Annotated in this window: 22 protein-coding genes and 2 tRNA genes; 17 read left to right on the top strand and 7 right to left on the bottom strand. The window is 74.3% G+C overall.

The features are described from left to right. Positions 1-7 precede the first annotated feature (7 nt). Both ACWPWW_RS17975 and ACWPWW_RS17980 read right to left on the bottom strand, forming a co-directional pair. Positions 8-1,009 (bottom strand): putative F420-0 ABC transporter substrate-binding protein, encoded by a 1,002-nt coding sequence (locus ACWPWW_RS17975; RefSeq protein ID WP_454051687.1) that lies wholly within the window; start codon positions 1,007-1,009, stop codon positions 8-10. Positions 1,010-1,351: 342 nt separating this feature from the next. Further along, positions 1,352-2,758, bottom strand: a complete 1,407-nt coding sequence (locus ACWPWW_RS17980) for an aminotransferase-like domain-containing protein (protein ID WP_454051688.1) — start codon at positions 2,756-2,758, stop codon at positions 1,352-1,354. A 191-nt stretch (positions 2,759-2,949) separates the two neighbouring features. Here ACWPWW_RS17980 and ACWPWW_RS17985 point away from each other — a divergent pair, with 191 nt between their 5' ends. The 9 genes from ACWPWW_RS17985 to ACWPWW_RS18025 all read left to right on the top strand — a co-directional run bounded on the left by ACWPWW_RS17985 (position 2,950) and on the right by ACWPWW_RS18025 (position 12,449). Continuing rightward, a complete protein-coding gene (locus tag ACWPWW_RS17985) occupies positions 2,950-3,798 on the top strand; it encodes a nitrilase-related carbon-nitrogen hydrolase (protein WP_239199238.1) in 849 nt (282 codons plus the stop codon). A 20-nt stretch (positions 3,799-3,818) separates the two neighbouring features. Continuing rightward, entirely contained in the window at positions 3,819-5,237 is a 1,419-nt protein-coding gene (hydA, locus tag ACWPWW_RS17990) for a dihydropyrimidinase (protein ID WP_454051689.1), read from the top strand. 30 nt (positions 5,238-5,267) lie between these two features. After that, positions 5,268-6,299, top strand: coding sequence for a TIGR03842 family LLM class F420-dependent oxidoreductase (locus tag ACWPWW_RS17995; protein WP_454051690.1), 1,032 nt, complete (start codon positions 5,268-5,270; stop codon positions 6,297-6,299). Further along, a complete protein-coding gene (locus tag ACWPWW_RS18000) occupies positions 6,296-7,237 on the top strand; it encodes an ABC transporter permease (protein ID WP_454051691.1) in 942 nt (313 codons plus the stop codon). The genes ACWPWW_RS17995 and ACWPWW_RS18000 overlap by 4 nt, the downstream gene beginning before the upstream one ends. After that, positions 7,234-8,061, top strand: a complete 828-nt coding sequence (locus ACWPWW_RS18005; protein ID WP_454051692.1) for an ABC transporter ATP-binding protein — start codon at positions 7,234-7,236, stop codon at positions 8,059-8,061. Before ACWPWW_RS18000 ends, ACWPWW_RS18005 begins: the two co-directional genes overlap by 4 nt. Then, positions 8,058-8,822, top strand: a complete 765-nt coding sequence (locus tag ACWPWW_RS18010) for an ABC transporter permease (protein WP_454051693.1) — start codon at positions 8,058-8,060, stop codon at positions 8,820-8,822. The genes ACWPWW_RS18005 and ACWPWW_RS18010 overlap by 4 nt, the downstream gene beginning before the upstream one ends. Before the next feature lie 107 nt (positions 8,823-8,929). Next, positions 8,930-10,090 (top strand): ABC transporter substrate-binding protein, encoded by a 1,161-nt coding sequence (locus ACWPWW_RS18015; protein WP_454051694.1) that lies wholly within the window; start codon positions 8,930-8,932, stop codon positions 10,088-10,090. An 88-nt stretch (positions 10,091-10,178) separates the two neighbouring features. Beyond that, a complete protein-coding gene (locus ACWPWW_RS18020; protein WP_454051695.1) occupies positions 10,179-11,498 on the top strand; it encodes an aminotransferase class III-fold pyridoxal phosphate-dependent enzyme in 1,320 nt (439 codons plus the stop codon). 189 nt (positions 11,499-11,687) lie between these two features. After that, positions 11,688-12,449 carry an SDR family oxidoreductase gene (locus ACWPWW_RS18025; RefSeq protein ID WP_454051696.1) on the top strand — a complete coding sequence of 254 codons (762 nt, stop codon included), beginning with the start codon at positions 11,688-11,690 and terminating at the stop codon, positions 12,447-12,449. A gap of 166 nt (positions 12,450-12,615) precedes the next feature. On the opposite strand, the gene ACWPWW_RS18030 is transcribed toward ACWPWW_RS18025, so the two are convergent. Both ACWPWW_RS18030 and ACWPWW_RS18035 read right to left on the bottom strand, forming a co-directional pair. Then, positions 12,616-13,413, bottom strand: coding sequence for a transglutaminase-like domain-containing protein (locus tag ACWPWW_RS18030; protein WP_454051697.1), 798 nt, complete (start codon positions 13,411-13,413; stop codon positions 12,616-12,618). A 122-nt stretch (positions 13,414-13,535) separates the two neighbouring features. Then, positions 13,536-15,056 (bottom strand): peptide MFS transporter, encoded by a 1,521-nt coding sequence (locus tag ACWPWW_RS18035; protein ID WP_454051698.1) that lies wholly within the window; start codon positions 15,054-15,056, stop codon positions 13,536-13,538. A gap of 276 nt (positions 15,057-15,332) precedes the next feature. On the opposite strand from ACWPWW_RS18035, the gene ACWPWW_RS18040 reads away from it, so the two are divergent. Both ACWPWW_RS18040 and ACWPWW_RS18045 read left to right on the top strand, forming a co-directional pair. Next, positions 15,333-16,751: a glutamate decarboxylase gene (locus ACWPWW_RS18040; protein ID WP_454051699.1), complete on the top strand. Its 1,419-nt coding sequence runs from the start codon at positions 15,333-15,335 to the stop codon at positions 16,749-16,751. A 59-nt stretch (positions 16,752-16,810) separates the two neighbouring features. Continuing rightward, a complete protein-coding gene (locus tag ACWPWW_RS18045; protein WP_454051700.1) occupies positions 16,811-17,401 on the top strand; it encodes a hypothetical protein in 591 nt (196 codons plus the stop codon). Here the strand turns inward: ACWPWW_RS18045 and ACWPWW_RS18050 are convergent. Continuing rightward, positions 17,383-17,456 (bottom strand) — tRNA-Ile (locus ACWPWW_RS18050). The genes ACWPWW_RS18045 and ACWPWW_RS18050 overlap by 19 nt on opposite strands. 69 nt (positions 17,457-17,525) lie before the next feature. Here ACWPWW_RS18050 and ACWPWW_RS18055 point away from each other — a divergent pair. From ACWPWW_RS18055 to ACWPWW_RS18065, 3 genes are all read left to right on the top strand, one after another. Further along, positions 17,526-18,032, top strand: a complete 507-nt coding sequence (locus ACWPWW_RS18055; protein ID WP_454051701.1) for a hypothetical protein — start codon at positions 17,526-17,528, stop codon at positions 18,030-18,032. Positions 18,033-18,095: 63 nt separating this feature from the next. Next, positions 18,096-18,168: transfer RNA gene (locus ACWPWW_RS18060), tRNA-Asn, on the top strand. A 150-nt stretch (positions 18,169-18,318) separates the two neighbouring features. After that, positions 18,319-19,173, top strand: a complete 855-nt coding sequence (locus ACWPWW_RS18065; RefSeq protein ID WP_454051702.1) for an alpha/beta fold hydrolase — start codon at positions 18,319-18,321, stop codon at positions 19,171-19,173. A gap of 101 nt (positions 19,174-19,274) precedes the next feature. Here ACWPWW_RS18065 and ACWPWW_RS18070 read toward each other — a convergent pair whose 3' ends face one another. Beyond that, on the bottom strand, positions 19,275-19,862 hold the full coding sequence (locus ACWPWW_RS18070) for a GNAT family N-acetyltransferase (RefSeq protein ID WP_454051703.1): 588 nt from the start codon (positions 19,860-19,862) through the stop codon (positions 19,275-19,277). Positions 19,863-19,990: 128 nt separating this feature from the next. Between ACWPWW_RS18070 and ACWPWW_RS18075 the strand changes: the two genes are divergently transcribed. From ACWPWW_RS18075 to ACWPWW_RS18085, 3 genes are all read left to right on the top strand, one after another. Beyond that, the gene (locus ACWPWW_RS18075) at positions 19,991-20,530 is read left to right on the top strand and encodes a hypothetical protein (protein WP_454051704.1); all 540 of its coding nucleotides are present in this window, start codon (positions 19,991-19,993) and stop codon (positions 20,528-20,530) included. Positions 20,531-20,877: 347 nt separating this feature from the next. Beyond that, on the top strand, positions 20,878-21,804 hold the full coding sequence (locus ACWPWW_RS18080; protein WP_454051705.1) for a hypothetical protein: 927 nt from the start codon (positions 20,878-20,880) through the stop codon (positions 21,802-21,804). Between the two features lie 138 nt (positions 21,805-21,942). Next, a complete protein-coding gene (locus tag ACWPWW_RS18085) occupies positions 21,943-24,681 on the top strand; it encodes a hypothetical protein (RefSeq protein ID WP_454051706.1) in 2,739 nt (912 codons plus the stop codon). A gap of 57 nt (positions 24,682-24,738) precedes the next feature. On the opposite strand, the gene ACWPWW_RS18090 is transcribed toward ACWPWW_RS18085, so the two are convergent. After that, complete coding sequence (locus tag ACWPWW_RS18090; RefSeq protein WP_454051707.1) at positions 24,739-25,104, bottom strand: toxin-antitoxin system YwqK family antitoxin; 366 nt, start codon at positions 25,102-25,104, stop codon at positions 24,739-24,741. Between the last annotated feature and the right edge of the window lie 35 nt (positions 25,105-25,139).

A 25,139-nucleotide genomic window follows, 5' to 3' on the forward strand; every position in this document is an offset into this window, starting at 1 on the left:
GGGGCGGTCAGCCCTCCAGCGCCGCGAGCTGCTCGGACAGGCTGACGACCGCCTCGGCGTTCCGCACGCCCGCCTCGGCGGCCGGGAACGGCACGGTGAGGTAGCGGTGCTCGCGGACGGCGGTGAGCTGGCTGGTCGCCGGGTTGCCCTCGAGCAGCGCGATCTTGCTGTCCGCGGTGTTCCAGGCGGCGTCGACCAGCACGATGACGTCGGGGTCGGCGGCGACGACCTGCTCCCAGCCGGCCGAGGTCCAGGTGTCGTGCACGTCGGCGAAGATGTTGGTCAGCCCGGCGGCGTCGAGCATCATCTGCGGTGCGCCGATGCCGGCGCCGACGTACGGGGTGTCGCTGCCGGAGGAGTACCAGAGGGCGGTGGTCTCCTGCGCGGGCGGCTCGACGGCGTCCAGCTGCTCCTGCTGCTCGGTGATGATCTGCTCGGCGCGGTCCTCGACGCCGAACACCGAGGCGACCTCGCGGATCTCGTCGAACAGCCCGTCGAACGTCAGGGGATCGGGCATGTAGCCCTCCTCCTTGCACGCGGCGGGAGAGACGTACGTGCCGATGCCGAGGTCCTGCAGCGCGGCGCGCTCGCCGACACCGTCGTCGGAGAAGTTCGACTCCCAGCCGGCGTACACGAAGTCGGGCTGCGCCTCCAGCAGCGCCTCCTGCCCGGGGACCTTGTCGGACAGCACGGGGATGGCGTCGTAGGCGGCGGCCCAGTCGTCGGGGACGGGCCCGTCGGCGAACGCCGTGCCGACCACGCGGTCCTCGAGGCCGAGGGCCAGCAGCATCTCGATCGAGGTCGACTTGATCGCGACGACCCGCTCCGGCGGGGTGTCGACGGTGACCTCGGTGCCGCAGTTGTCCAGCGTGACGGGGGAGAAGCCGGCCGTGCTCGCGGACGGCGTGCTCTGCGCCGCCGGGGTGCCGCCGCCGCACGCCGTCAGGGCGGCGAGGGCGAGCGTCGCGGGCGCGGCGAGGAGGAGGCGACGGGTGCGGGTGCTGCGCAAGGTGGTGCTCCTGACGGGCGGGCGACGTCGCGCGGGCGGACCGCGGGCGGCGTCGCGGAGCGGCCGTGGCGCACGTCGGGCCACGGTCCGACGGTGGACGCTGGGGGTCGGCCCGTGCGGGACGCTCTGCTCGCGTCCGCGGCGCCGGGCCGGGGGAGGGTGCACGTCGCGCCCGGTGGCTGCGCCGCCCAAGCGCGGGCGGCGACGTCCAGGGCACATCCGCCCTGGTCCGCCCACCACCATACGCCCGCTGCCGTCTCCGCCGCCCTCCTCGCGTGGCGGGCGGCGGGCGGCGGACGGCGGGCGGGAGGCGGGGGCGGGGGCGGCCAGGGTGGGCGGCGGCTACGGCGCCGCGGCCAGGGCGAGGGCGTGGGCGACGCGGGCGACCTCGGCGGGGCCGCCGGCCAGGGCGCCGACCGTGACCCGGACGTGCCCGGCGCCGGCGTCCGGTGGCGCGACCGCGCGGAACGGGCGGCCCCGGGCGACGCGGATGCCCGCGGCCTCGAGCCGGACGAGGGCGGTCGCCTCGTCCGCGACCGGCACCCAGACGTTGATCCCGTCGCCGGGGTGCACGACCAGGCCCTGCTCGGCGAGCGCGGTGCTCAGCGCCCGCTGCCGCGCGTAGTAGATCCGCCGGGCCTGCGCGACGGCCGCCAGCGCCTCGCCGTCGACCAGCAGGTCCGCGAGCAGGTGCTGCAGCAGCCGGCTGGTCCAGCCCGGGCCGAGCATCCGGCGCGCCACGACCCGGTCGAGCACCGCGGCGGGCCCGCCCACCGCGGCGATCCGCAGGTCCGGCCCGTGCGACTTGGAGTACGACCGCACGTGCACGACCCGGTCGGGCAGGTGGGCGCCGAGCGAGACGTCGGCGGAGGAGGCGATCTCCCCGGAGTGGTCGTCCTCGACGACCGTGAGGTTCGCGCCGGGGTCCGTGGCCAGGTGGTGCCGCACGACGGCCGCGAGCTCGCGGGCGCGGGTGGACGTCATCGACACGCCGGTCGGGTTGTGGGCGCGCGGCTGCAGGACCACCACCTCCGCGCCGGTGCGCAGGGCGGCCTCGAGCGCGTCGGGCCGCAGGCCGTGCCGGTCGAGCGGGACGGGCACGCGCTCCAGGCCGAGCTGGTCGCACAGGTCGAAGATCGGCGGGAACGAGGGGTCCTCGACGATCACCCGGTCCCCGAACCCGGCGAGCTGCTCCAGCGTGCGGCTCATCGCGTCGACCGCGCCGTCGACGACCGTGACCCGCTGCGGCGTGAACGGCCAGGACGCGCGCAGCAGCCGCTCGAGGGGCTCGATCACCGGGGTGCCGAGGTAGCTGCCGGTCCCGGCGGCCGGGGTGCTGGCGGCGATGCGGCCGAGCGCGCGCTGCAGGGGCGGCAGCAGGTCGGGGTCGGGCGTGCCGGTCGAGAGGTCCAGCCGCAGGGCGGGCACCGGTGGCGACGGGGCGATCGCGTCGGGCGCGCCCGGTCCCCGCCCGCCGGCGGCCATCTCGCGGTACCGCGGGGGCAGCCAGGACGCCGGCTCCGGCAGCACGACGGTGCCCGCCCGCCCGCGCGAGCTGACCAGCCCGACGGCGGCCAGCGCCTGCCAGGCGCCGCTCACCGTGGCCGGGCTGACCCCGAGGTCCGCGGCGAGGCGCCGGACGGTGGGCAGGCGGTCGCCCGGCCGCAGCTCGCCGCTGCGGACCAGGCGGGAGACGGCGGCCGCGATCCCGCGGGGACTGCGGTCCTCCACGTGCTGGGCCACGTCCATGGGGGCATCGTGCCGCGAGCGGGAGGACGGCCGGGCCGCGCGGGGGCGGGTCGGCGCAGTGTTTACCGGCCCGTCACGAGCGTTCTCGGGACCGAAACGGGCAGAAACGCCGCAGAAATGTTCAACCCCCAGAGTCACATTCCCATCGGGCCTGTGGCTCGAGCCCGTCCCACCACCAGCGGAGGTCCTCCATGTCAGTCGTGCGCGTCGCCTTCACCCAGGCCACCTGGACCGGCGACAAGGAGTCGATGATCCAGCTGCACGAGGACTGGACGCGCAAGGCCGCGGCCGAGGGCGCCCAGGTCATCGGGTTCCAGGAGCTGTTCTACGGCCCGTACTTCGGCATCACGCAGGACACGAAGTACTACGAGTACGCCGAGACGGTCCCGGGCCCGACGACCGACCGGTTCTCGGCGCTCGCGAAGGAGCTGGGCATCGTGATCGTGCTGCCGATCTACGAGGAGGACCAGCCGGGCGTCCTGTACAACACCGCGGCGGTCATCGACGCGGACGGCACCCTGCTCGGCACCTACCGCAAGCACCACATCCCGCACCTGCCCAAGTTCTGGGAGAAGTTCTACTTCCGGCCCGGCAACCAGGGGTACCCGGTGTTCGAGACGGCGGTCGGCAAGATCGGCGTGAACATCTGCTACGACCGGCACTTCCCGGAGGGCTGGCGGGTGCTCGCGCTGAACGGCGCCGAGATCGTGTTCAACCCGAACGCCACGGCCCCCGGCATCTCCAACAAGCTGTGGGAGGTCGAGCAGCCGGCGGCCGCCATCGCGAACGGCTACTACGTCATCGCGAACAACCGCGTCGGGCTCGAGGACAACGAGTACGGCGACGAGGCCGTGAACTTCTACGGCTCGTCCTACGCGGTCGGCCCGGACGGCAACTACGTCGGCGAGGTCGGGTCCTCCTCGGAGAACCAGCTGCTGATCCGCGACCTGGACCTCGACGTCATCCGCACGACGCGCGAGCGCTGGCAGTTCTTCCGCGACCGCCGGCCGGACGCCTACGGCCCCATCGTCGCGCCCTGACCGGCCCAGGAGGACGACTCATGAAGACCCTCATCACCGGCGGCACCGTCGTGAACGCGACGGGCCGCGGCGCGGCGGACGTGCTGATCGACGGCGAGACCATCGTCGCGCTGCTGCAGCCCGGCTCGACCGCGCTCGGCGTGGACCTGCGCAGCACGGTCGACCGCGTGATCGACGCGACCGGGAAGTACGTCATCCCGGGCGGCATCGACGCGCACACCCACATGGAGATGCCGTTCGGGGGCACGTTCGCGTCCGACACGTTCGAGACCGGCACCACCGCGGCCGCGTGGGGCGGCACGACGACGATCGTGGACTTCGTCGTGCAGTACCCGCACGAGAACCCGGTCGACCAGTTCGCGCTGTGGCAGGCGAAGGCCGCGGGGCAGTGCGCGATCGACTACGCGTTCCACCAGATCCTGTCGGACGTGCAGGACTCGTCGCTGCACGCGATGGACGAGCTGATCGCCGAGGGCGTGACGTCCTTCAAGCTGTTCATGGCCTACAAGGGCGTCTTCCTGTCGGACGACGGGCAGATCCTGCGGGCCATGCAGAAGGCGTCGGACAACGGCGCGATGATCATGATGCACGCCGAGAACGGGTCGGTGATCGACACCCTGGTGCAGCAGCACCTGGCCCGCGGCGAGACCACCCCGTACTACCACGGCGTCTCCCGCCCGTGGCAGGCGGAGGAGGAGGCCACGCACCGCGCGATCATGCTGGCGAACCTCACCGGGGCGCCGCTGTACGTCGTGCACGTGTCGGCCAAGCAGGCCGCGGAGCAGATCGCCCAGGCCCGGGACCGCGGCCAGAACGTGTTCGGCGAGACCTGCCCGCAGTACCTCTACCTCTCCCTGGAGGAGCACCTGGGCGCGCCCGGGTTCGAGGGCGCGAAGTACGTGTGCTCGACGCCGCTGCGGTCGAAGGCCGAGGGTCACCAGCACCAGATGTGGAACAGCCTGCGGACCAACGACCTGCAGCTCGTGTCGACGGACCACTGCCCGTTCTGCATGAAGGACCAGAAGGAGATGGGGATCGGGGACTTCTCGAAGATCCCCAACGGCATCGGCTCCGTCGAGCACCGGATGGACCTGCTCTACCAGGGCGTCGTCACCGGCGAGATCAGCCTGGAGCGCTGGGTGGAGATCTGCTGCACCACCCCGGCGCGGATGTTCGGCATGTACGGCAAGAAGGGCGTCCTCGCCCCGGGTGCCGACGCCGACGTCGTCGTCTACGACCCGGCCGGGCACACGTCCATCGGCGTCGGGAAGACGCACCACATGCGGATGGACTACTCGGCCTGGGAGGGCTTCGAGGTCGACGGCCACGTCGACACGGTGCTGTCCCGCGGCGAGGTCGTGGTCGACGGCGGCGCCTTCCACGGGCGCGCCGGCCACGGGCAGTACGTCAAGCGCGGCCTGTCCCAGTACCTGATCTGACCCGTCCCGACCCCGGAAGGAGGCCGCGCCATGGAGTTCGGCGTCGTCCTGCAGAACGACCCGCCCGCGTCCCGGGTGGTCGACCTGGCCCGCCAGGCGGAGACCCACGGGTTCGACTACGTGTGGACGTTCGACTCGCACCTGCTCTGGCAGGAGCCGTTCGTCGTGTTCTCCCAGATCCTGGCCGCGACCCGCAAGGTGATGGTCGGCCCGATGGTCACCAACCCGGCCACCCGGGACTGGACCGTGCTGGCGTCGTCGTTCGCCACGCTCAACGAGATGTACGGCAACCGGACCGTGTGCGGCATCGGCCGCGGCGACTCCGCCGTCCGCACGCTCGCCGGCAAGCCGTCCAACCTCGCCACGCTCCGGGAGTCGATCCACGTCATCCGCGAGCTCGCCAACTCCCGGGCCGTCGAGCACAACGGCCGCAAGGTGCAGTTCCCGTGGTCGCGGGGCTCCGCGCTGGAGGTCTGGGTGGCCGCGTACGGCCCGCTGGCGCTGAAGCTGACCGGTGAGGTCGGCGACGGCTTCATCCTGCAGTGCGCCGACCCGGACGTGGCGTCCTGGATGATCCGTACCGTCCGGGACGCCGCCGAGGCCGCAGGCCGGGACCCCGACGCCATCAAGTTCTGCGTCGCCGCCCCGATGTACGTCGGCGACGGCGACTCCCCGGCGGCCCGGGCGCACATGCGCGAGCAGTGCCGGTGGTTCGGCGGCATGGTCGGCAACCACGTCGCCGACATCGTCACCAAGTACGGCCAGGGGTCGTCCGTGCCGAAGGCGCTCACCGACTACATCGAGGGCCGCCAGGGCTACGACTACAACGAGCACGGCCGCGCCGGGAACTCGCACACGTCGTTCGTCCCGGACGAGATCGTCGAGCGGTTCTGCCTGCTCGGCAGCCCCCGGGAGCACGTCGAGAAGCTGCAGGCCCTGCGCGAGCTCGGCGTCACCCAGTTCGCCGGGTACCTGCAGCACGACAACAAGGACGAGACGCTGCGGATGTACGGCGAGCGCGTCATCCCCGCGATGGCCGAGCACGTCGTGGCGACGGCATGACGGCGGTGACCGACGCGGCGGTCGTGGTCCCGGCCGCCGCGGCGCGGAGCCGCCGGCCGCTGCCCGGCCCGGTGCGCGCCCTGCGCCCGGTCGGCCTCGGCCTGGCCGCCGTCGTCCTGCTCGCCGCGCTCTGGGAGCTGGTCAAGGCCGTCGTCCCGGAGGACGGCTGGAGCATCGGCGAGCTGCGCGTCCTGCCGCGGACCACCGACCTCGCGATGCCGCACGTCAGCGAGATGCTCGCCCGGCTCGGCGAGCCGCTGACCGCGCAGCCCGGCGCCGACCCGCTCTGGCTGGCCGTGCTGCGCGCCGGCGGCACCAGCCTGCGGATCGCCGCCGTGTCGTGGCTGATCGGCGTGGTCGTCGGCCTCCTGCTAGCCCTGCTGATGACCCGGTTCCGGGTGGCGCGGTCCGCGGTGCTGCCCCTGGTCGTGCTCAGCCAGACGGTGCCGCTGATCGCGCTCGCCCCGCTGGTGAAGGGCTGGGGCAGCAAGCTCGAGCTGGGCTTCACCTGGGAGCCGTGGATGTCGGTCGCCGTCATCGCGTCCTACCTGGCCTTCTTCCCGGTGGCGGTCGGCGCCCTGCGCGGCCTCACCTCGCCGGACGCGCTGCACCGCGAGCTGTTCTCCGGCTACGCCGCGTCCTGGACCCAGACCCTGCTCCACCTGCGGCTGCCCGCCAGCGTGCCGCACCTGCTGCCCGCCCTCCGCCTGGCGGCCACGAGCGCCGTGCTCGGCGTCGTCGTCGCGGAGGTCTCGACCGGGATGCCCGGAGGTATCGGACGCATGATCCTCGAGTTCGCCAACTTCGCCAGCAGCGACCCCGCCAAGCCGTGGGCGCCGATCTTCGGGGCCGTGCTGCTCGGCCTGGTCGCCTCCGGCGCCGTCGCGCTGCTGGGCGCCGGCCTGGGCCGGTACCGCCGGGCGGAGGTGACCGCGTGAGCGCGCCGACCCTCACCGCCACCGCGGTGCAGGTGTCCGGCGTCTCGCGGGTGTTCCCCGCGGACGGCGGGCGCTCCGTCACCGCGCTGGAGCACGTCGACCTCACGGTCGGCGCGGGGGAGTTCGTGTCGCTGATCGGCCCGTCCGGCTGCGGCAAGTCGACCCTGCTCCGGCTGGTCGCCGACCTCGACGCCCCGACGTCCGGCACGATCACCGTGTTCGGCCGGACCGCCGAGCAGGCCCGGCTGGGCCACGACTACGGCATCGCGTTCCAGCAGGCCGGCCTGCTGCCCTGGCGCACGGTCCGGGCGAACATCGAGCTGCCGCTGTCCCTGCACGGCGTGGGCCGCGGCGCCCGGCGGGAGCGCGCGGACGAGATGCTCGCGCTGGTCGGGCTGACCGACTTCGCCGACCACTTCCCGGACCAGCTGTCCGGCGGCATGCAGCAGCGCGTCGCCATCGCCCGGGCGCTCGCCGAGCGGCCGAGCCTGCTGCTGATGGACGAGCCGTTCGGCGCGCTCGACGAGATGACCCGGGAGCGGCTGCAGTCGGAGCTGGTGCGGATCTGCGCCGAGACGCAGGCGGCGGTCGTGTTCGTCACCCACTCGATCCCCGAGGCCGTGTTCCTGTCCGACCGGGTCGTGGTCATGTCGGCGCGGCCCGGCCGGATCGCGGGGATCGTCGACGTCGGGCTCGGGCGGTCGGGGGAGCGCGGCGACGACCTGCGCGAGGACGCGGGCTACTTCTCCGCCGTCACCGCGGTGCGCGAGGTGCTGCACGGCGGCGCGCAGGCCGTGCCGAGCCGCGGCGTGGAGACCCGGTGACCGCGGCCGGGGTGGGGCGCCGCGCCGCGCCCGTCCTGCTGTTCCTGGTCCTCGTCGGGGTCTGGCAGGCGGTGGTGACGCTCGGCGACGTGCCGCCGTTCCTGCTGCCGAGCCCGGCCGACATCGCCCGCGAGTTCACCGAGCTGCTGCCGACCATCGCGTCGGCGGCGCTCGCGACCGGGACCAACGCGCTGGTCGGGCTCGTGATCGGCGCGGTGGTCGCGATCGCCGCGGCCGTGCTCGCCTCGGCCGTCCGGACCGTCGACGCGCTGCTGGACCCGGTCGTCGCCGGGCTGGCGGTGGTGCCGGTCGTGGCGCTCGCCCCGGTGCTCTACACGATGTACGGCGCCTCGGTGGAGACCGGCCGGCAGATCGTGGTCGCCGTCGCCGTCGGCGTGCCGGTGTTCGTCACCACGCTGCGCGGGCTGCGGCAGGTGCGGCCCGTGCACCGTGACCTCATGCGCGCCTACGCCGCCACCCCGCGGCAGGCGGTGCGCGCCGTGACGATCCCGACCGCCCTCCCCTTCGTGTTCACCGGGCTGCGGCTCGCGTCGTCGATCGCGGTCATCTCCGCGATCGTCGCCGAGTACTTCGGCGGACCGCGGTCCGGCATCGGGTCGTTCATCACCACGGCCGCCGCGGGGAGCAACTACGCCCGCGCCTGGGCCTACGTCCTCGGCGGCGTCGTCGTCGGGCTCCTGTTCTACGGGGTGACCCTCGCCGTCGAGCGGCGGGGGAGCCGCGGGGTCGCCGGCGCCTGACGCGCCCGACCACCACCACACGTCCCGCGGCCGGGGGTCCCGCGGGCGGCCCGTGCACCACACGCAGCACCACACGCAGGTCATCAGGCAGGACGGAAGGGGACGACATGAGGGACACGAAGCGGCGCCTTGTCGGCGTCGGGGCGCTGGGGCTCGCCGCCGCGCTCGCGCTGGCCGGCTGCTCGAGCAGCGGGGGCTCCGACGAGGAGACCGCGGCATCGGGCGGCGGGGAGTCCGGCGGGCTCACGCCGGTCAAGCTCCAGCTCCAGTGGCTGACCCAGGCCCAGTTCTCCGGCTACTACGCCGCGCTGGACCAGGGCTACTACGAGGACGAGGGCCTCGACGTCGAGATCATCCCGAGCGGCGGCGACATCGTCCCGCAGGACGCCCTGGCCAACGGCGAGGTCGACTACGCCATCGCCTGGGTGCCCAAGGTGCTCGGCTCCATCGAGCAGGGCGCGAACATCACCGACGTCGCCCAGATCTTCGAGCGGTCCGCCACGCTGCAGGTGTCGTTCGCCGACGCCGGCATCGAGTCGGTCGCCGACCTCGAGGGCAAGACCATCGGCTCGTGGGGCTACGGCAACGAGTGGGAGCTGTTCGCCGGCCTGAACAAGGCGGGCGTGACGGACTTCGAGATCGTCCAGCAGGCGTTCGACATGAACGCCTTCCTCGCGGGCGACATCGACTCCGCGCAGGCCATGACCTACAACGAGTACGCGCAGCTGCTCGAGAGCGAGAACCCCGAGACCGGCGAGCTCTACCAGCCCGAGGACTTCTCCGTCCTCGACTGGAACGAGGAGGGCACCGCCATGCTGCAGGACGCGATCTGGGCGGACGCCGGCCGGCTGGCCGACGACCCGGACTACGCGGACACCACCGTCGCGTTCATCAAGGCGTCCATCAAGGGCTGGGTCTACGCCCGGGACAACCCGCAGGAGGCCGCGGACATCGTCACGGCCGCGGGCTCGACGCTCGGCACCAGCCACCAGCTCTGGATGACCAACGAGGTCAACAAGCTGATCTGGCCGTCGACCACCGGCGGCATCGGCCTGGTCGACGAGGACGCCTGGGACGCCACCGTGGAGATGGCGCTCCAGACCTCCAACGAGACCGGCGCCACGATCATCTCCGAGGAGCCGCCCGCCACCGCGTACAGCAACGAGTACGTGCAGCAGGCGCTCGACGAGCTCGTCGACGAGGGCGTGGACGTCGAGGGCGCGGACTTCGCGCCGGTCGACGTCGAGCTGCAGCCCGGCGGCAACTGACCGACCCCGCCCCGGGCGGGCAGGCACAGCCCGCCTGCCCGCCCGGGGCCCCGCTCCTCGATCTCCGACCACCCGGAAGGCCCGCACCATGACCGCACCCGACGCCGACGGCCGGCTCGCGCACGACCTCGACCGCGCGCACGTCTTCCACTCCTGGTCGGCGCAGGGCGCCCTCGCGCCGCTCGTCGTCGACGGCGCGTCGGGCTGCGACGTGCACCTGGCCGACGGGCGGACCCTGCTCGACTTCAGCAGCCAGCTGGTCAACACGAACATCGGCCACCAGCACCCGCGGGTGACCGCGGCCATCGCGGCGCAGGCGGCGACGCTCGCCACGATCGCCCCCCAGCACGCGGTGCTGCCGCGCGGCCGCGCCGCCGAGGCCGTCCTGCGGCACGCGCCCGCCGGCTTCTCCAAGGTGTTCTTCACCAACGGCGGCGCCGACGCCAACGAGAACGCGATCCGGATGGCGCGCGTCGTCACCGGCCGCGACAAGGTGCTGTCGGCCTACCGCTCGTACCACGGCAATACCGGCGCGGCCGTGGTCGCGACCGGCGACTGGCGGCGCGTGCCCAACGAGTACGCCCGCGGGCACGTGCACTTCTTCGGCCCCTACCTGTACCGCTCCGACTTCTGGGCCACGACGCCCGAGCAGGAGTGCGAGCGGGCGCTGCAGCACCTGGAGCGCGTCGTCGTGTCCGAGGGGGCGTCGTCGATCGCGGCGATCCTGCTCGAGACCGTCGTCGGCACCGGCGGCGTCCTCGTCCCGCCGCCCGGGTACCTGGCCGGGGTCCGCGCGCTCGCCGACCGGTACGGCATCCTGCTCGTCCTCGACGAGGTGATGGCCGGGTTCGGCCGCACCGGGTCCTGGTTCGCGTACGACCAGCACGACGTCGTCCCGGACCTCGTCACCTTCGCCAAGGGCGTCAACTCCGGGTACGTCCCCGCCGGCGGCGTGCTGATCTCCGACGCGGTCGCGGCCCACTTCGACGACCACGTGTTCCCCGGCGGGCTGACGTACTCCGGGCACCCGCTGGCGATGGCCGCGGTCGTCGCCACCATCGAGGCGATGGAGGACGAGAAGATCGTCGAGAACGCCGCCCGCGTCGGCGCCGACGCCATCGGGCCGGGACTCGCCGCGCTCGCGGACGCGCACCCGTCCATCGGCGAGGTGCGCGGCACCGGGGTGTTCTGGGCGATCGAGCTCGTCGCCGACCGCGCCACCCGCGAGCCCGTCGCCGCCGCGGCCATGGGCGCCGTGAAGGCCGGGCTGATCGACCGCGGGCTGCTGCCGTTCGTGCAGGACAACCGGATCCACGTCGTCCCGCCCTGCATCGTCACCGACGCCCAGGTCGCCACCGCGCTCGCGGCCTACGACGAGGTCCTCACCACCCTCGACGCCACCCTCTGACCCACCCCGCCGCCCGCCCTCGCGCCCGCGCCGGCCCTGGGGCCCGGTGAGGTCGTCACACGATGACGAGGTCGTCCCGCAGGACAGACGACCTCGAGCCGGAGTGACGACCTCACCGGCCGCCGCACGGCTCGGCGCGCGGCCGTAGGGTCGTCCCGGTCGTCGTCCGCCCCCTCGAAAGGACCCCGCATGTCCTCCAGCACGTCCGCCACCCTCCGCGCCGTCGTCACGGGCGCCTCCAGCGGGATCGGCGCCGCGACCGTCCGCCGGCTGCGCGCCGAGGGCTGGGACGTGGTCGCCGTGGCCCGCCGCGCCGACCGCCTCGAGGCGCTCGCCGCGGAGACCGGCGCCGAGGCGTTCCCCGCGGACCTCACCAGCGACGACGACGTCGCCCGGCTGGTCGCGCACGTGGAGGCGACCGGCGGCCTGACCTCGCTCGTGAACAACGCCGGCGGCGCGTTCGGGCTGGACCGGGTCGAGGACGCCGACGTCGACGGCTGGCGCCGGATGTACGAGGTGAACGTGCTCGGCACGCTGCGCATCACCCAGGCGCTGCTGCCCGCGCTCAAGGCCAGCGGCCGCGGCGACGTCCTGGTCGTCACGTCCACCGCGGCCATCGCCCCGTACGAGGGCGGCGCGGGCTACACCGGCGCCAAGCACGCCGAGCGCATGCTCACCACCACGCTGCGCCTGGAGCTGATCGGCGAGCCCGTGCGCGTCATCGACATCGCCCCGGGCGCGGTCGCCACGGAGGAGTTCTCGCTCGTCCGGTTCGACGGCGACGCCGAGCGCGCCGCGCAGGTCTACCAGGGGTACGAGCCGCTGGTCGCCGACGACATCGCGGACGTCATCACCTTCGCGCTGACCCGGCCGCACCACGTGAACATCGACACCCTCGTCGTCCGCCCGCGCGCCCAGGTCAGCAACACCCAGACCGCCCGCCGCAGCTGACCCGCTCCGCGCGGGTGCTGCCCGGTGCTGCCCCGGTGCGGCCCCGGTGCTGCCCCGGTGCGGCCCTGCTCGGGTCGCACCCCGTTCGTCGAGACTCCCGTCGAGATCGGTACCTCGTGCCACCGATCTCGACGGGACGGTGCGCTCTCGGCGGCGACGGCCGGCGTCAGCCCAGGGCGAGCAGGGTGGTGCCGTCGTCCACCGGGAGGTCGCCGTCGACGGTGGCCGTGACCGCGAGCGTCCGGAGCGTCACCTCGCCGCGGTAGGTCGACAGGAACGCGGTGTCCGTCGCATCGCGCCCGGTGGCGATCCGCAGCAGCGACTGCCGCGGCGCGAGCCGGGTCGCGTCGACCACGTGCCATGTTCCGTCGACGTAGGCCTCGACCACGGCGTGGAAGTCCATCGGGCTGAGCCCGGGCGCGTACACGGCGGCCAGACGGGCCGGGACGTCCCGCGCCCGCAGCAGCGCGACCACGAGGTGCGCGAAGTCCCGGCACACCCCGCGACGCTTGAGCAGCGTGTCGGTGGCGCCGTCGGTGGGGGAGCTCGACCCGGACAGGTACACCAGGTGCCCGTGCACCCAGTCGACGACGGCCGCCACCAGCTCGCGGTCGCGCAGCCCGCGGAACTGGTCGCCGGCGAACGCCAGCAGCTTGTCGGAGTCGGCGTACCGGCTCGGCCGCAGGTACTCGATCAGGTCGCCGTCGGTCACCTCGGGAGCGGCGTCGCGGCCGGTGACCGTCGCCCGGTACGCGACCTCGACGTCGCCCGGGTCGCTGTGCACCCGGTGCAGGCGCGTGCCGTGCGCCCCGGCGACCTCGGTGACGTCGAGCGGCTCGCCGCCCCGGGTCACGCGCAGCAGCTCGTCGACCTCGTGGTCACCCGCGGCCACGGTGACGGCGAGGACCAGCTCGGCGGGGGCGTGCACCTGCATCGACAGGCGGGACGTGACGGTGCGCAGCACTGAGCTCGGGGCTCCTTCGGGGGCGGGGACGCGGCGTCGCGGCGCCGGCCTGCGGAGCCGGGCGAGCACAGTGTGCGGCCTGGCCCCGCACGGCGCCAGGGGGTGCGCGCCGCGTCCTCGCGTCAGGCGCCGGCGCTGACCGTGCCCTCCATCTCGTCCGCGTGCCGGATGTGCCGGCCGACCCACGGCGAGAGCAGCAGCAGGCCGAGCGCGAACAGCAGCGCCACCGCACCGATCCCGCCGAAGTACGCCGTGTCGGAGGTGCCCTCGGTGGCCTTGATCAGCTGCGCGGTGATGGCCTGGCCCGCCGCCGGGGCGAGGAACCACACCGCCATCGCCTGCGTGCGGAACGCTCTCGGAGCGAGCAGCGTGGTCGCCGCGAGGCCGACGGGGGACAGGCACAGCTCGCCGAGCGTCTGGACCACGTAGACCACGACCAGCACCCACGCGGGCGCCTTGCTCTCGCCGATCGCGGCGGAGGCGACGGACATGATGAGGAACGACACCGCCGCCAGCCCGAGGCCCATCGCGAACTTGGTCGCGGTCGGCGGGCGGTCGTGGGTCTTCGTCCAGATCCAGGCGAACACCGGCGCGAGGATGATGATCGACAGCGGGTTGACCGACTGGAAGAACTCGGGGCTGATCGTGACGCCGAACAGCTCGAGCTCCGTGCGGTTCTGGGCGAACGCGGCGAGCGTCGTGGCCGCCTGCTCGAAGATCATCCAGAACAGCATCGCCGCGACGAACAGCGGGATGTACGCGAGGACGCGCGGTCGCTCGGCGTCGGTGACCTTCGGGGACCGGTACATCGCCACGAAGTACGCGACGGGCGCGATGAACGCCAGGTACGACATCGTGTCGATGAACGTGTCGAGGTTGAACCCGCCCGAGACGACCGCCGCGATCCCGGCGACCACGACGATGCCGCCGAGGATGATCAGCAGCCCCCGCACCAGCTTCGCGCGCTCGTGCGGCTGGATCGGGTTGGGCGCCGCGCCCCCCGCGCGGCCCAGGTACTTGCCGCCCGCCACGAAGAACACCAGCGCGATCGCCATGCCGACCGCCGCCACCAGGAACCCGGCGTGGTACCCGCCCCAGGCGCGCGCCGCGCCGACCAGGAACGGTGCCGTGAAGGACCCGATGTTGATGCCCATGTAGAAGATCGAGAAGCCGGAGTCGCGGCGGTCGTCGTCGCGGGCGTAGAGCTCGCCGACCATGCTCGAGACGTTCGGCTTCAGCAGGCCGGTGCCGAGCGCGACCAGCGCGATGCCGAGGTAGGACGACGCCGCGTTGGGCAGCGCCAGGCAGACGTGCCCTGCGGCGATGACGATGCCGCCGTACAGCGTCGAGCGCCGCGACCCGATGACGCGGTCGGCCAGCCAGCCACCGACCACCGACAGCAGGTAGACGCTCGTGCCGTAGATCGACACCAGGGCGAGGCCGGTGCGCTCCTCGATGCCGAGACCGCCGTCGGCGATCGTGTCCGTCAGGTAGTACAGCAGGATGGCGCGCATCCCGTAGTAGCTGAACCGCTCCCACAGCTCCGTGGTGAACAGCGTCATCAGACCCCGGGGGTGGCCGAAGAACGCCCGGTCGCCCGCCAGCTCACCGGCTGGGCGTTCGTCGTGGGCCGCGGTGGACATGGTGGGGTTCTCCTGACGTTCGCGGGGTGCGCCGGGCAGACGCGCCCGCCCTCCAGAATGTGACCGAGCCCCGCAGCGCTGCAACAGGACGATCGGCCTACACACACCCCCGAGGGGTGGGGACCGCCTGCGATCCGCGCTGCTACGTTCGGTCCCGCCCGACCCCCACGTCCCGACGGACCCCCCGCCGCCGCACCGTCCGACACCCGACAGCGACGCGCGTGCCGGTCGTCCGGACGCGGCAGCGGCGTCGTCCCGAAGCAGCGGGGACACCTCATGAGCGCATCCAGCAACGGCCAGACCTCCCTGCCGATCCACGGCCGGGCGAGCTTCCGCACCGCGATCGACCGGACGGACTTCCCGGAGCACGGGCTCGACCCCGACGAGGTCTACGAGCTCCTGCACACCGGTCTCATGCTCGACGGCCGGGAGACGCTGAACCTCGCGTCGTTCGTGACCACGTGGATGGAGCCGCAGGCCGAGGCGCTGATCCACGACACCCTCCGCAAGAACCACATCGACCACGAGGAGTACCCCGTCGCCTCCCTGGTCGAGGAGGCGTGCGTCCACATGCTCGGCGACCTGTTCCACGCGCCCGACCCGGCCGCCGTCGTCGGCGTCGCCACCATCGGCTCGTCGGAGGCGATCATGCTCGGGCTGCTGGCGCACAAGCGCGCGTGGCGGAACCGGCGCGAGGCCGCCGGGCTGCCGACGGACCGGCCCAACGTCGTGTTCGGCGCCGAGACGCACGTCGTCTGGGACAAGTTCGCCAACTACTTCGACGTCGAGATGCGCAAGATCCCGATGCGCCCCGACCGGTTCACGATCTCCGCCGAGGACGTCGTGAGCCGGGTCGACGAGCGGACCATCGCCGTCGGTGCCGTCCTCGGCACCACCCACATCGGCGAGTCCGACCCCGTCGCGGAGATCGACGCCGCCCTCGTGCGGATCAAGCACGAGCGCGGCTGGGACGTCCCCCTGCACGTGGACGGCGCGAGCGGCGCCTTCATCGCCCCGTTCGCCGAGCCGGACCTGCTCTGGGACTTCCGCCTGGAGCAGGTGGCCTCGATCAACGCCTCGGGCCACAAGTACGGGCTCGTGTACCCGGGGGTGGGCTGGCTGGTGTTCCGCGACCCGTCCCGGCTGCCCGAGGACCTGGTGTTCAGCGTCAACTACCTGGGCGGCGCCCAGCCGACCTACACGTTCAACTTCTCCCGCGGGTCCGCGATGATCCAGGCGCAGATGTACAACTTCCTGCGGCTCGGGCGCAACGGGTACACCGCGATCGTCGAGACCATGCTGGCCAACGCGCGGTACCTGAACCAGTCGCTCGAGAAGACCGGCCGGTTCGAGATCCTCAACCCCGGCCTGGCCGAGCCCGTCGTCACGTTCCGGCTCGTCGGCGACCCCGGCTACGACGTCTACCACCTGTCCGCGCGCCTGCGGGAGAACGGGTGGATCGTGCCGGCGTACAGCCTCCCGCCGGATGCGGAGGACGTGCACCTGATGCGCGTGGTCGTGCGGCTCGACCTCAGCCGGATCATGATCGACCAGCTGCTGCGGGACATCGACCTCGCGTGCAGCGAGCTGGCCGCCGAGTCGCCGGTGCCGCGGGCGGCGGCCAAGGCCGACCTCTGGACCGCGCCCGGGCACGCCGCCGCCCAGAGCAAGGCGCGCACCGGCCTGCGGTCGTGACGGAGCCGGCGCGCCGGGCGGTCCCGTCACGGCGGCGCGCGTCCCCGAGCCGCTCGAGCGTGTGGCTCGGCGTGCTGTTCGGGCTCGGCTCGCTGTGCTTCGCCGCGGGCTCGGTGCCGCTGTACTTCGCGAACGTCCCGCCCGCGGTCGTGGGTTGGACGTTCGTCGCCGGCTCCCTCTGCTTCACGACGGCGGCCGCGCTGCAGCTGGCCGGCACGCCGCGCGCCTCGCGGGTCGACTGGTGGGCCGGGGCGGTGCAGCTGGTCGGCACCGTCTGCTTCAACGTCAGCACCCTCGCCGCCACCCGCGGGCTCGAGGCGCTGCAGGCGCGGCGCCTGGTCTGGGTCCCCGACGTCTACGGGTCGGTCTGCTTCCTGGTCGCGAGCGCGATGGCGTGGCTCGCCGTGCGCTCGCCCGGTCCCGGAGGCGCGCTCGACCGGCGGGTGGCGGTGCTCAACCTCGCGGGGTCCGTCGCCTTCGGGCTCGCCGCCGTCGCGGCCCGGTACGTCGTCGACACCACCGTGGTCGCGAACGTCGCGCTGGTGAACCTCGGGACGTTCGCCGGCGCGGTGTGCTTCCTGGCGGGAGCGGCGCTGCTGCCGGTGGCGTCCGCCCGGACGGCTGGAACAGGTGGGCCAGGTGGGGCTTGAACCCACGACCGACGGATTATGAGTCCGCTGCTCTGACCGGCTGAGCTACTGGCCCCGACGGCGGTCAGGGTACGCCGTCGCGCGTGGTCGGTGCCGCGGGGCCCGCCGACTACGGTGGGGACCTGTGCCGCTCTTCTCCCGCCGCCACGCGATGCCCGACGACGTGCGCCGTGCCCTGGACCTGCCGCCCGGCGACCGGGTGCTCGCCACCGCCGCGTCGGGTGACCGCTGGCTCGCCGCCACCCGGCTCGCCCTGTACGTCGCCGACGCCGACGCCGTCGAGCGGCACCCGTGGTCCGACGTCGACCGCGCGTCCTTCGCGCCCGACCCGGCGGCCATCACGGTGCACTGGGTCACCGGCGCGGTGCAGGCGCTCCCGCTGACGCCCCCGGTTCCGGTGACGTTCGCCCAGACGCTGCGCGAGCGCGTGCAGTCCTCGGTGGTGCACGTCGAGACCGTCACCCTGCCGGGCGCGGGCGCCGTCCGGGTCGCGCTGCGGCGCGGCGAGCAGGGCGAGCTGTTCACGCAGGTCATCGGGACGGGACGGGTCGACCTGGCCGACCCGGACGTGGCCGCCCTGCTCGACGCGGCGGAGGCCCGGGTGCGCGCGGCCGCCGGTCTGCGGGGGTGATCGGCACCACCGCGCGGGTGTGCGGAGCACCTCCGCGCGGCTGCTAGAGTTCTTCCCGCACGATCCCTCGTAGCTCAATTGGCAGAGCATCCGACTGTTAATCGGACGGTTACTGGTTCGAGTCCAGTCGAGGGAGCACCCGAGACCCCGGCAGCCCCAGGCTGCCGGGGTCTTCTGCGTCCGGCGGGCCACCTACCCGCGGCGGATGAGGCCCGCGTCGTCGCCACGAGCCACGCTGGGACCGGGTCCGCCCGCCGACGCGCGGACCGCGGGGAGGAGGCAGCCGATGTCGGCCCGACGCCACGCCGCGGGAGCCGGCGCAGCCGACCAGGACTGGACCGACGAGATGGTCCGGGTCGGCAACCGCGACGTGCACGTCCGCACGAGCCGCGACGTCCCCGGCGCCACGCCCATCGTCCACCTCCACGGCTTCGCCATCTCCGGCACCTACCTGATGCCGACCGCGCGCCGGCTCGCGAGCCGCGCCACCAACGTGGTGCCGGACCTGCCCGGGTACGGCCGCAGCGAAGGGTGGGGCGCGACGCTCGGCATCCCGGCGCTCGGGGAGGCGCTGCTCGGCCTGCTCGACGCCCTGGGCCTCGACCGGGTGGTGCTGGTCGGCAACTCGATGGGCTGCCCGGTCGGCCTGGAGGTCGCGCACGTCGCCCCGGAGCGGGTGGAGCGGCTCGTGCTCGTCTCCCCGGCCGGCGGCATGTACAACCAGCCGCTCTCGCGGGGGCTCGCGCAGCTCGCCAGGGACGTGCGGCGGGAGCGCCCGGAGATGGCGCGGGTCGCCGTGCCGGACTACGTGCGGTTCGGTCCCGCCAACACGCTCAGGCTGTTCAGCGAGCTGGTGCGCTACCCGTCGCTGGAGCGGCTGGTGCGGCTCACCGTCCCGGCGCTCGCCGTGGTGGGCAGCCGCGACCCGATGATGCCGCCCCGGTCGCGGGTCATGGAGGTCGCCCGGCTCGCGCCACCGCACGTGACGCTCGCCGTCATCGGCGGGGCTGCGCACGCGATGAACTTCTCGCACCCGGGGGAGCTGGCCCACGTCATCGGGTCGTGGCTGGACGGGGAGGAGATCGTCGACGACCCGGACGAGCCGGGGTTCGCCCGCGTGATCGAGGTGCCGCGGGGGTGACGGGTCAGGCCAGCGTCTGCGTCAGGCGGAACGCGCCCGGCTCCGTGGGAGAGCGCTGCGGACTCGACCATGGAGCGGGGAAGCGGAGGGGCACGCGCCCATCATGGCGGGTCGAGCGTCAGCCACTCCTCGTCGACGACGAACCCGACGGCGCGGTTGGCCGCGAGGATCGCGGCGTTCTCCGCCGAGCCGCCGGTGCGGACCGTGGTGACGCCGCGGTCGAGCAGACCCAGCACCGACGCTGCCTTCACCGCGGTCGCGATGCCGAGCCCGCGGTGCGTGGGCGCGACCACGGTGAAGTCCACCTCGGCGTGCGGCAGGTCGAGGTCGACGAAGGTCATCGCGACGATCTCGCCGGCACCCGTCACGAAGCCCACGCCGCACCGGCCCGGGCCGACCGTGGCCCGCTCCGCGTCGAGGGGGGTGTGGGCGGTCGCCACCCCACCGGGGTAGTCGCCGGCCGTCGCGGCGTCGAGTGCCAGGACCGCGTCCCGGTCGTCCGGGCGGAGCGCCCGGGCCGACCCGTGGTCTGCCGGTCGGGCGGCCGACGACCGCAGGAGGCCGTGGTCGGCTGCGTCCGCGTCGAGGCGCGCACCCCAGGACCGCGCCACCACCGTCCAGCCCGCGGCCACGTGCACGGCGACCCGGGGATCGTCTGCTCGCAGCACCAGGCTGCCGTCGCTGCTCACGGCCGCATCGTGCCACCGAGCCCGCCCCGACGAGGGCTCCCGGCCGGTGGCCGGGCGGCGGTAGCGTGGCGAGGACGGCCGGCCAGCCGGTCGTCCTGCCAGCGCCGTCGGACGACCAGGAGCAGCCCATGTCCCAGATGACCCGCACGTCCGTCCGGCCCGCTCGCCGGTTGCTCCCGGCCGTGGGTGCAGCGGTGCTCCTGCTGCTGACCGCCTGCGCCTCCGGCGAGCCCGCGGGCGAGTCGTCGACCACCGAGTCGCCTGCTGCGACGGAGCCCACGACCCCGGCAGCGCTCACGCTCACCGCCGGCTCGTCGGTCATCGGTCTGCCCGACGACGTGGACGCGCCGCCGGTCGACGCGGTCGCCGGCGCAGGACGGACGAGCGACCCGGCGCTGCTGCACGTCGTGACCTTCGGGTCGAGCACCTGCCCGTCGGTTCCGGACCCGACCGCGACCTCGACGGGGGCGGGCGTCGTCGAGGTGACCTTCCCCGAGCCCGCCGACGGCGTCTGCACGCAGGACTACGTGCCGGCGACGACGGTGGTCGCGCTGCCGGACGACGTCGACGCCGCGTCCGACCTGACGGTCACGATCGGGACCTGGGGCGAGGCGATGCTCCCGGCCGGGTCCGACGAGCCGGTGTGGGTGCTGGGCGTCGAGGGCTGATCGCGGGCGACGCGCCGGGCGTCGCCGCGGCGCGCCGGGCGTCGTCCACAGGGGGCGTCGCGGCCCGCCCGGGGTGGTGCCGGGATCGCTAGAGTCGGGGGCTCAGCCGCGCTCACCCGTCCCCGACCCGGGAGCACCACTCCATGAGCGCACAGATCGACCTGCCGTCCACCGACGCCCGTCCGGCGAGCGTCGAGCCCGGTACCACCGCACCACCGACCACCGACGCACCTGGGTGCAGGGAGCCCACCGGGTGCACGGAGCCCATCGGACCGAGCGGGTCCGCCGCGCCCGAGCAGCCACCCAGCGGCCCGCTCCGTGCGCGCCGCCGTCGCGCTCGGGTCGTCGTGCTCCTCATCACCGTCCTGGCCGTGGCGGGCTGCGCCGCCTGGTTCGCGCACGGCCGGTGGGACGCCCGCGCCGAGAAGGCGCTGACCGAGGCGCACGCCACGCTCGACCGGGCCGTGGTCGACCTGGGTGCCGCGCGAGATGACGGGCGCGTCGTCCTGGCGCAGTCCGCCGGCCGCGTCGAGGACAACGCGGTCCGGCAGGACCTCGCGGCCCTGCTCGTCGGGCTGCCGCCGACGACGACGGATGACGCCGCGTCCCGCGGGGACCGCACCGCCCAGGCCCGGGACCGCGCGGGTGCGCTGCACGAGCGGACGACTGCCGTGACCGCGGCCACCTCGGAGGTGCGGACCGCGCAAGCCGCGTGGGAGCTGGACCGCGCCGTCGAGGCACACGCGGATGCGGTCGCGGTGCTGGGCGTCGCGGTCGAGACCGCGACCGGCGTGCTCGCCGGCAGCGAGGGACGCGTGCCCGACGACACCGTCCGCGGCGCGCTCGCCGCGGCGATCGACGCGGCGGCCGCCGTGCGGGACGCAGCCGCACCGACCGGGGTCGACGCCTTGACCGCGAGCGCCGCCGAGGCGGAGGAGGTCGCCGATGCCCTCGGCCGCGCGCAAGCCGCGGTGGCCGAGGCGGAGGCCGCCTGGCAGGCCGAGCAGGACCGGGTCGCCGCCGAGCAGGCCGCGGCGGCCGGCCGGCGGACGGCGTCGGGAACGGTCGCGGGCGCGGGTCGCGCGGCCGGGGCGACGCGCGGGAGCTCGGGGTCCTCCGGGCGGGAGTCCGGCGGCGGCTCGTCGTCCGGCGGCACCGACTGGTTCCGGACGTGGCAGCCGGGCGACCCCGTCCCGGACGGCTACGACGTCGTCGTCGACTCCCAGGGCGGCGGCTGGGGCGGCGACGAGTTCGGCAACGTGTGGGAGCACTGATGCCGGCGACCCGAGCGAGGGGGTGCCGCGTGCGCTGAACCTCGACGGCTGATCTCGACCTGGACCCACGGATGAGGGGTCCGGTGCTGGCACACCGGACCCCTCGCGCCCGCTCGACAGTTCCTCAGGAGACCTGACATGCAAGCACGGCCATCTTGGCACGCCCGCCGTACCCTCTCGGCGCTGCTCGCCACGGTGCTGGCAGGTGGGGCGGCAGCCGCCCTCCTGCTCGCGCCCGCACCACCGACCGCCGCGGCGAAGGCCCCGGCGGCGGGCATCAGCATCACCCCGCCCGGCTACGGGCCGGTGCAGCTCGGCCCGCTCACCGGGCCCGCCGGCTCCGAGGAGCACGGCTACTGCGTCCAGGCGCGGGTCACCGCCTCGGGTGCGGGCGACGTCCCGCTGGGCGTGACCCACGTGGACGACCCGGAGCTGGCGGCCGCGCTGGCCCGGCACCGGCACGCCACCGACGACCTCACGCAGGCGGCGCTCGGCTACGCGGTGCACCAGCGGCAGGAACGGGCCGGCACCATGGCGGGCGGCGTCGTGGCGGCGACCAAGCTGCTGCTGGCGGCGGCCACGCCGCAGGCGGTGAAGGACCGCGCCGACGACGTCCTCGCCCAGGGCGCGGCCGAGGCCGGGCCCTGGGCGGGCTCCGCGGGGTCCGTCTCGGGGGAGGGCCAGCGCACCGGCACGATCCACGGCATCGGGCTGTGGTCGGCGTCCGGGCAACCGGTCGTCGGTGCGGAGTTCAGCGTCACCCTCTCCGGTCCGGCGGTGCTCGACGCCACGGGCACGCAGACGTACTCCGGCACGACCACCGAGGCCCCGATCACCCTCGCCTGGACCGCGACGGGGAACGGCACGGTCACGTACGAGATCGTGTTCCCCGACGCGTGGCGCACGACGCTGACGCTCCTCATCATGGGCGGCAACCGTCAGGACCAGCTCACGTACGGCAACCGCCCGGGGCACGACCCCGGCGAGATCACCGAGCCGGGCGAGCCGTTCGAGGTGGTGAAGGACTTCCGGCCGCAGGCGACGACGACCGTCCAGGACGTCGTCGTGCAGGACGGCGACCCGCTGGTCGACGTGGTCGACTTCCGGGCGGCGCCCGGTGACGAGTGGGTCGACCTGGACGGCGTCCCCGTGGCGGTCCCGGCGGAGGTCACCTGGTACGGGCCCTTCGACCAGCCGCAGGCGCAGGCGCCGGTCCCGCCCGCTGATGCGCCGGTCGCCGGGGTGGAGCAGGTCGTCGCCCACGGTCCCGGGCCGGTGACGACCCCGGGCGAGGTGCTCGCCACCGCGAACGGGTTCTACTCCGCCGTCGTGACCACCCGGAAGGCCGACGCCGGCGCGCTCGCGGAGTACATCCGTGAGGACTTCACGGCGCCGTACTTCGAGGAGGTCGAGACCGCGGTCGACCGGTTCGACCTGGTGCACGAGTCGGAGACCCGCGAGTTCAACGTCGTGCCCGGAGGCCAGGCGTTCGACCGCATCACCGTCGTCGGGTACCCCGAGGACCACGGCGCGTTCGGCGGGCTCGGCGGGTGGACGCCCGACCTCGGCGAGGCGACCGTGACGGTCTACGGACCGCTCCCGGAGCTGCCGTCGACGCCCGACGTGCCGGCCGGTACCCCCGTGCTCTGGACCGACTCCGTGCCGGCGGCCGACGGCGTCTACCAGGTCGGCTACGACCCGGCGCACCCGATCATGGCGCCGGGCGTGGCCGCGCACGCCGGTGGCGACTACTTCGTGTTCGTGTACGCGTTCGCGGGGGACGACCGGGTGGACGCCTTCGTCAGCCCCTTCGACGACCTGCGCGAGGTGTTCCACGTCCCCGGACCACCGGAGGTCGTGGTCCCGCCCTCGGTGATCACCCGGGCGCAGGACACCGCGACGGCGGGCACGACGATCCACGACACCGCGCTGGTCACCGGCACGACCGAGCCCGGCGACCACCTGGTGTTCCGGGCGTACGGGCCGCAGGACCCCGAGGCCGAGGCCGTCTGCGACGACACCACGCTCCTCTGGACCTCGGAACCGGTCGCGGTCGACGGTGCCGGGCTCTACGACTCGGGGCAGGCCCCGGCACCCGACGCGCAGGGCGCCGTGTACTGGGTCGAGCAGCTGCTCACGGAGGGTGGCGACGTCCGGCACGTGGGCCGGTGCGGCCTCGCGAACGAGACGACGTTCGTCACCGACCGGCTGGCCGTCCGGACCGAGGCGGCTGCGGGGACCGAGGACCCGGTCACCGGGGTCGAGCTGTGGGACGTCGTCGTGGTCGACGGGACCGTGCCGCCCGGCGCCGTGACCGTGGTCGACCTGTTCCACGCGCCCGAGGGTGCGGAGCTCACCTGCACCGAGCCCGTGTGGACGTCCGAGCCGATCCCGTTGCGGTCCGCCGTGCGGGAGCACCTCACCGGCCGGTACGTCACCACGGAGCCCGGCACCTACGGGTTCGTCGAGCGCACGACCGGGGCCGACGGCGAGCCGCTGTCGACCGGCGAGTGCGGCGACCCCGCGGAGACGCTGGCCGTCGCTGCACCGGACCAGCCGGTCGTACCACCGACCCCCGAGCAGCCGCTCGCCGTGACGGGCACGGACATCGCGGCGGTCGCCGTCGCCGCGGCGCTCCTGGTCGGCGTCGGGGTGGCCGCCGTCGTGCACCGCACCCGGCTGCGGCGGGTCCTGGACGCGACCGCGGCCGACGGGCCCGTCGGCCCCGTCGGCCCAGTCGGACCCGTCGGGCAGGTCGAGCACGTCGAGCGCGTCGGGCCGGTCGTGCACGGCGGGCCCGGACGGCAGCGCCCCGGGAGCAGCGCCGGGCCGGGCGCCGACGGTCCCGGCGCCGGTGGGGGGTGGGCGATGGGCTGACCCGGACGTCCCGCGGCGCGCGCCGGCACCGGCGCGCGCCGCGGAGCGGCCCTGGGGTCAGGCCGGGGAGTCGCCCGGCCGGGTCACCTTGTACGGCCGGCCCTGCCGGTCGTAGGTCGTCCACTCGCCGACCTGGGCGCCCTGGTCGAACGAGCCCGAGCGCATGAGCGTGCCGTCGAGCCGGAACCACTCCCAGTAGCCGTGCGGCTCGCCGTCCCGCACCGGCCCACGCGCACGCAGGCTGCCGTCGCGGTGCCGCTCGACGTGCTCGCCGTCGGCCCCGCCGTCGGCCCCGCCGTCGGCCCCGCCGTCGGCCCCGCCGGGCACCTCATCGCCGCCCGACGAATCGGCCCCGTCGACTCCGTCGCCCGCGGACGTGTCGTCAGGCGTCCTCGGCGCGGGGGAGTCGCTCTCCTGGCTCATGAGGCCATCCTCCCGCTGCGGGGACGCCGTGCCCA

It is taken from the genome of Cellulomonas sp. Marseille-Q8402 (genome assembly GCF_965119525.1).